This is a genomic window from Secundilactobacillus oryzae JCM 18671 (assembly GCF_000740055.1).
Taxonomy (GTDB): Bacteria; Bacillota; Bacilli; order Lactobacillales; family Lactobacillaceae; genus Secundilactobacillus; species Secundilactobacillus oryzae.
The window spans coordinates 1-6,373 of the sequence record NZ_BBJM01000051.1 but is presented as its reverse complement, the minus strand read 5'-3'; the positions used below and the strand labels follow the sequence as shown (position 1 = coordinate 6,373).

Genomic DNA, 6,373 nt, shown 5'->3' with positions numbered 1-6,373 from the left:
CCCAGTAATGGTTCGATTTTTAACCGCGCTTTCAAGGGTCTTTAAGACTAAATCAGTAGCCATCTTTTTTGAGAACGAATAGCCGATAATCCGTCGTGAGTGCAGGTCCATGATGGTTGATAAGTAACACCAGCCATTACGCTTCGTTTGAATATAGGTCATATCAGCGGTCCATTTTTGATTTAAACCAGTGGTCGAGAAATCCTGCTTAAGCAAGTTGGGACGCTGTTCAACCTTGGTTTTGGAAGCCGAAGCCGCTTTCCACTTATTGACGGTAACGGAGTGGATATCCAGTTCCTTCATGAGCCGGGAAATCCGTCGTGGACTGCACCGAAGCTGCAGTGGTTGAAGTTCCAGATTCAATTCATGGTGGCTCTTCATAACACCGTATCGCTGCTTAAATTCCGCAAAGATCCGCAGAATCCGTTGTTTCAAGCCCGCATCTTCGGCCCGGCGTTTTGAAGGTTTGGGGGATCGATAACGATAATACTGAGCTCTGGAAACACCGAGGATTCGGCACATCTTGGTTACCTGGTGGTGATGGCTTTCTTGGTGAATGTAATCAAAGATATTGGTTACTTCTGCGCAAGGAAGCCCAGGGCTTTTTTTAGGATTTCGTTCTCCTCAGACAGCGAAGCCAGTCGCTTTTCCATCGCTTTGATTTCGTCTGGCGATTTACCGGATTGAGTTTTGGCCTGGCCCTGGATCCACTTATGAACTGTTGAATAGCCAATGCCATATTCTCTGGCCAGTTGGGCAGCTGATTCGCCTTGCTTATATAGGTTGATAATGTTTTGTTTGAATTCTTTGTCGTAATGAGTTGGCACGTAAAAATTCCTTCCTTTTGAGAGATGATTTATTCATTATACCCTCTCTTAAAAGTTGTCTCAGGAATCAGCTTACATCCATAACTAATTTTTCCGCCGTGGCGCTAAAGCCTGTACTGAAGAACTTATCATACAGCGTCACGATAAACTGTTGTTTAGCAGCCGCATTGTCAATTCCTGTTGCCCGCGTCCGCACTGATTCATAGAAAGGTTTCAAAACCGCTTGTTCTTGGTCAAAGCCCGCCTGCATCATATGCTCAATCATATCTTCCATGGCGCGCGAAACGGGATTATCATTAACGAAACTATACTGGTCAAAAAGGGCTTCGAAGATTGGTTTAGTGATAACGTGTTGTGCCAACATTTCAATGGCCTGCTCGTCATCAATATCACTATTGATATTGTGCTGCAAACTCTTAACGTAGCGCCTAAATGACTTGGCAAATGGGGACTTTTTATCCGCAATCAGGTTCTCAATCCAGCGAATGTGGCGTTCCGCTAATTTTTGGACATCCGCCGTCCAGTCTTCCAGATAACGGCGATCACCAACCTTTTTAACAATCCGCCCATAAATAGCATCTTGAATTTCATGCCCGTTCAATTCAAGCTCAGTCTGTTCCGTGCCATGTTCGTCACCAGTGCGTTGATTTGAACGGTCAAAATCATTGTCCGGAGCACCACCAATGCCAATCACATTCAAATTACCGGGCTTTTTCTTATTCAGATCTAATTTATTAACTGATGCTTCAAAACGTTCATCAATAGATCGTAAAGCGTTCAATACCTGCCAAACAGCTTGGTAGGTATTATTGTCATCCAGTACCATATCTGGATCTTGTCCAGTTGGCACGACCACTGGCAAAATAATGTAGCCATATTCCTTGTCCTTATACTTACGCATAATCCGACCAACAGCTTGTACAATATCAATCTGAGACTGTTTAGGCGCAAAAAAGATAATGGCATCAAGGTTTGGCACATCAATACCTTCTGTCAGGAATTTAACATTAGAAAGCAAGCGTGCCTCATCATCTGGTAAATCAGATGCTAACCAGTCAATCGCGTCTTTTTTTTGTAAAGCATTCATGCTACCGTCCACGTGTTTAACATGCACGTGGAAACTGTTTGGGTTGTCCTTCCCTAAGTACTCATTTACAACATGATTAAATTCTCGCGCGATCCGTTTTGAACCAACCTTACCCGCACCGTGTCCACGTTGATTATCAATCACAGACGCAAAGGCAATGGCACGTTGCATCGGTTTGCCACTGACTTTGTTAGAAAAACTCTCCCGCTTCATCATGGCATTCCAAACACCGATAATCTTACAAATATCATCAATGTTCAACCCGTTTTCCGTAGACAAACTGTTCTGCATATCCCGTTGAATAACCGACTCATCAACTGCCAAGACTTCCACCTTGTAATCAGTCAGAATTCCTTGGGCCACAGCATCACCAAAGCCTAACCGGAAGATCTCTTCTCCGTAGATGTTTTTGTCATCCATGGAGGAAATTACAATATTATCCTCTTCACCTTTCTTCTTGGTATCTTGGGAATAAATCTTAGGCGTTTCAGTTTGGTAAAGCCGGTGCTTGGCTTTAACTGTATTGTTACTGTGAACTTTGGTAAACATGCCAGCTCCAGTATTGGCAGCATGTGCCCCGGTAGTTCTGTGTGCTTCATCTGCAGTAATCAGGTCAAATTCCGGATACCCTTGTTCTTGTGCTTGGTGAATGACATCAATCGACTGGTAGGTGCTAAAGATAACTGTAATCCGTTGCCCGTCAGTCGGTTTTAGGGCTGCAAAATTAGCCATTAACTTATCAGCGTTCGTTGAGGCGGGAAAAACAATATCCTGAATATTCATATTGCTATTATCATCATTATTGCTGTAGGTCCGCTTTTTAGAAGCATTGCGATCTGACGTTACTGCAAAAGAAATCAATTCATTTGCTGGGTTCACATCACTGTTCCAGCTAAAAAGGGTTTGTGAGAGCAATTGAATGCTTGGTATCAAATATAGTACAAAATAATCTTGCTTATATTCATGCTGAGCCATTGCTTCTGTAATCTTCAAGCTGGTAAAGGTTTTCCCTGTACCTGGTGCCATAATTAGTTTCCCACGTTCGTGCGCATCAAAATAGGCCACCGCTTTCGCAATGGCATCCTTTTGGTAGCCACGTGGTTGCTTATGGCTGACTTGAATCGACTTGGTGGCGTTGCCAAAATGAAACTGGGACCAGTCAAAACTTGAATGTTTGAGATCAGACAAGCCAATTCGGGTAATATGCTTAGAGCCGTCATCTAAAGCCGCCTCTGCATTCTTGTTCCAATCATCCGTAGTGGTAACTAACAAACCGTCTGCATAGTAATTCTTGTTTAATTCGGCAACATAGCTATTGATGGTATCCTTACCAACTTTGCCTCGATAGTATTTTGCCTGAACAGCTGTTAATGCACCCGAATCCCGATATCGGGCTACAAGGTCCACACCCAAGTCTTTCTTAGGAATATGGTACTCGGCAGGAACCTCTTGTAATAGCCATACGTCAGTATATAAGTTTTTGTATGCTGGTTCGTTTAGCAAATAAGACTTAACGACTTCCTCAAACATGGTCCCACGATCACGTTGCACGCCATTTGCACTTGCGTCAATCTGGGCCATTAAATTATCGAAAGATTGTTTTAACATCTTTTCAAATTCCTCCGTAACATATTAGTTTTTACCAAAAATGCCACCAACTTTTATTAGCTTTACTTTTGTATAATCTTTCTTGTTCCTTATTGGATTCAGCAACTTTATTTTCATTTTGATTGTTGTTTTTATCCTTGCCGTGAATAGCATTAGCGTTATTCGACAAGTTATTGTCTTTGCCGTTTGCTTGTTGTTTTTGAGTTGAACCAGAAGTTTCAAGCAAGCCACTCAACTTCCGAACGTGCTCTTTTAATCGATGGTTCTCTGCAACCGTTGCTATCTGCAATTTTTGCTGCCGATCTAAAGCTTGTTGTAAATTTGCAATTTGTTGATCTTTAACATCAAGTTGTTTCAGCAAGATCTGATCAATATTTTTGTCCTTGTCGTTTTCAGCTTGCCGATTTGGTTGTCGTTCTTGTCGTTTTTGCTTGTCGAAATTAGCAAGCATTTTAACGCCTTGGTTGTCTATTTCTAGATGGTTTTTAACTTTGTGAGTGTGTTTGCTTCGAAAACCATTAATGCTATTAATACGTTGATTAATAGCTTGCTTTGATAATCTCAATTCTTCTGAAAGTTGTCGAATAGTCTTGCCCAATAGATTCACCACCTAATTAATCCGCCTTAAATTATAAGCTAAAAACGACAAGCAAAGCTTAAACTTGTTGTCGTTCTTGCCGTTTTTTTAAGCTAAGTATCAATTTCTTAGATCGTCTATTTGTAAATTAAGGTTTACCGGTTAGTAATCGCTATGCTAGACTATACCCTAAGAAAATTCCAAGACTTTTTTACATAAATTTCTCGATCAAATAAATAATCAACGGTACAAAAATCCCCGCTGCCACCAAAGAAATCAATGCATAGTTTATGTGAGTTAAATTATCAATTCGATGTTCATTTTCGATGGAATTAGTCAAAATTTTGTCCGCTTTTACATTTAAATCAGCTTGGCCATTTAACTACTGTTTAATGGGTAGCTTAGAATACTGGTATAGCAATATTTAAAAAGTGAATGCACGTTTATTTGACTGTTATTTTAAATACCATCGTGATCTACTTGAGGCAGACTGGTTTATTCGTTATGATATACTAAATATCAATTTCACTAAAGGAGTTTTCTACATGTCAAATTATAATAAAGCTTTAGCGTTTGCAGTTACCTTAACAGCACTTTTTACTTTTCCCAACACCGTAAATGCTAAAACAAACGTGCCAACAACTAAAATACCCAAAAGTGAATCAACCTATATCATTCAAAGTAACACTGATTCCCATACATATAATTTTGGAAAAAAGCAATATGTAACAGAAAAAGTAACCACCGCTTATGGTTTAAATAATCAGCAGCCAAATTATCAAGATCCAGTTTCGATTTCTAAAAATGTTGTCTTAACAGTGGTTAAAAAAATGCCTGGGGAAAATGGATACTTAGTCAGTATTCCTGGGAGCTCGGAAAACTTCTTCATTAAGAACATAAACGATTATACGTACTCCACTAAAACCATCACACTGACTAAAAACGGTCAAAAGAAATTGTTAAAAAATTCTTTCAAATGGTCAAAAACCTTAAATAAGAAGAAAATAAAAGCTATTCGATACTACACAGGCAATGGATACACAAATATAAATACAGCACTAAGAAATCCCAATAAAAATATTGCTAAAAAAATAAGCAAAAAAATAAATTTAATTAAATACAGTATTGGGACGTTTAAACTAACTTCCCCTTTAACTGTATACAGAGGTACCTCTTTAGAAGGCTTAAAACAATCTTTATCTGGTAAAGCAATTGCAGTTGGTGAGCAATATGAAGACCGTGCTTTTTCATCCACAAGCATTAATAAAATGATTGCAACTGGCTTTTCTAGTAAAGTTATTTTAAAAATTAACTTACCGGCAGGCTACCACGGTGCCTATATTGACCCAATTTCCGAAAACAAAGGCGAAGAAGAATATTTGCTAAAAAATGATACTAAATTAATTACTACTAAAATTCAAAAAGTTAAAACTCATACTATTTCTACGATGAAGTTTGTAAAAACTAGTTCCAAAGGAAAAATCATTTCTCAAAAAAATAAGAAGCATAGTTCAAATGGTGCTTATTGGCTGATTACACTCAATTTAGAAAACTAAAATCATATGTATCAAAGCTGAGACTTATTTCCCAGCTTTTTATTTTTACATAAATTTCTCGATCAAATAAATAATCAACGGTACAAAAATCCCCGCTGCTACCAAAGAAATCAATGCATAGTTTATGTGAGTTAAATTATCAATTCGATGTTCATTTTCGATGGACTTGGCCAAAGCCTTATCTGCTTTTTCATTCAAATCAGCTTGATCATTTAACTGCTGTTTAATGGAAGAAATATCTTCTTTAATTCCAATTAGCATTTCAGTCATGTTAATTTCGTCAGGAACTTCCGTCATTATTTAACACCAGCCTTTACCGCAAAGATAAACTTAACTTTGTCCTTATTAGCTGTATAGTACCCAGTTGGCGTAGAAAGTCGATAAATCTCACCATATTTCTTAGGTGTACTGGTTGTTCTATCAATTAGCAAAATATTTAAGATGTCTGGTATTTTGTTCAGAATAACATTCTCATGAATATCATTTGAGTCAAAAATTTTGTTACCACTTGCTTGTCTTTGATAATTTTCCATATTCAAGCTCCTCCAAAGTTTAATTTAATATTTTATACCTTTTGTCAACGCCGATGTGAAAATGTCGTTTTTTGCCGATTAAAAAATGCTGTTTTTTACCGATAAGGTTTACAGTGTCTCACTGCTCCTTTCTTTATTTTGTGAGCTGAAACCTGATAAATCAGGTCCAGAATTATCCTTCTTTT

The 6,373-nt window shown here is 38.3% G+C and carries 7 protein-coding genes; 1 reads left to right on the top strand and 6 read right to left on the bottom strand.

Annotated elements, in window-relative coordinates; all coding sequences use genetic code 11:
• The 4 genes from LOSG293_RS10190 to LOSG293_RS09275 all read right to left on the bottom strand — a co-directional run.
• A partial coding sequence (locus LOSG293_RS10190; protein WP_268870200.1) for an IS3 family transposase occupies positions 1-558 on the bottom strand: 558 nt, incomplete at its 3' end.
• Between the two features lie 17 nt (positions 559-575).
• Positions 576-827, bottom strand: a complete 252-nt coding sequence (locus tag LOSG293_RS10185; protein WP_003553354.1) for an IS3 family transposase — start codon at positions 825-827, stop codon at positions 576-578.
• A 67-nt stretch (positions 828-894) separates the two neighbouring features.
• On the bottom strand, positions 895-3,522 hold the full coding sequence (locus LOSG293_RS09280; protein ID WP_235786846.1) for a restriction endonuclease: 2,628 nt from the start codon (positions 3,520-3,522) through the stop codon (positions 895-897).
• 31 nt (positions 3,523-3,553) lie between these two features.
• The gene (locus tag LOSG293_RS09275; protein ID WP_034529688.1) at positions 3,554-4,120 is read right to left on the bottom strand and encodes a DUF536 domain-containing protein; all 567 of its coding nucleotides are present in this window, start codon (positions 4,118-4,120) and stop codon (positions 3,554-3,556) included.
• Between the two features lie 524 nt (positions 4,121-4,644).
• On the opposite strand from LOSG293_RS09275, the gene LOSG293_RS09265 reads away from it, so the two are divergent.
• Positions 4,645-5,655 carry an ADP-ribosyltransferase gene (locus LOSG293_RS09265; RefSeq protein WP_051907285.1) on the top strand — a complete coding sequence of 337 codons (1,011 nt, stop codon included), beginning with the start codon at positions 4,645-4,647 and terminating at the stop codon, positions 5,653-5,655.
• 45 nt (positions 5,656-5,700) lie between these two features.
• Here LOSG293_RS09265 and LOSG293_RS09260 read toward each other — a convergent pair whose 3' ends face one another.
• Positions 5,701-5,952, bottom strand: a complete 252-nt coding sequence (locus tag LOSG293_RS09260) for a hemolysin XhlA family protein (protein ID WP_034529685.1) — start codon at positions 5,950-5,952, stop codon at positions 5,701-5,703.
• Entirely contained in the window at positions 5,952-6,188 is a 237-nt protein-coding gene (locus LOSG293_RS10180; RefSeq protein ID WP_034529682.1) for a hypothetical protein, read from the bottom strand. Before LOSG293_RS10180 ends, LOSG293_RS09260 begins: the two co-directional genes overlap by 1 nt.
• Positions 6,189-6,373 lie beyond the last annotated feature (185 nt).

What these genes read in the sequence shown, in the direction of transcription:
- LOSG293_RS10180 (WP_034529682.1), bottom strand. Translation starts at nt 6,188, where the DNA reads ATGGAAAATTATCAAAGACAAGCAAGTGGTAACAAAATTTTTGACTCA.
- LOSG293_RS09280 (WP_235786846.1), bottom strand. Translation starts at nt 3,522, where the DNA reads ATGTTAAAACAATCTTTCGATAATTTAATGGCCCAGATTGACGCAAGT.
- LOSG293_RS09260 (WP_034529685.1), bottom strand. Translation starts at nt 5,952, where the DNA reads ATGACGGAAGTTCCTGACGAAATTAACATGACTGAAATGCTAATTGGA.
- LOSG293_RS09265 (WP_051907285.1), top strand. Translation starts at nt 4,645, where the DNA reads ATGTCAAATTATAATAAAGCTTTAGCGTTTGCAGTTACCTTAACAGCA.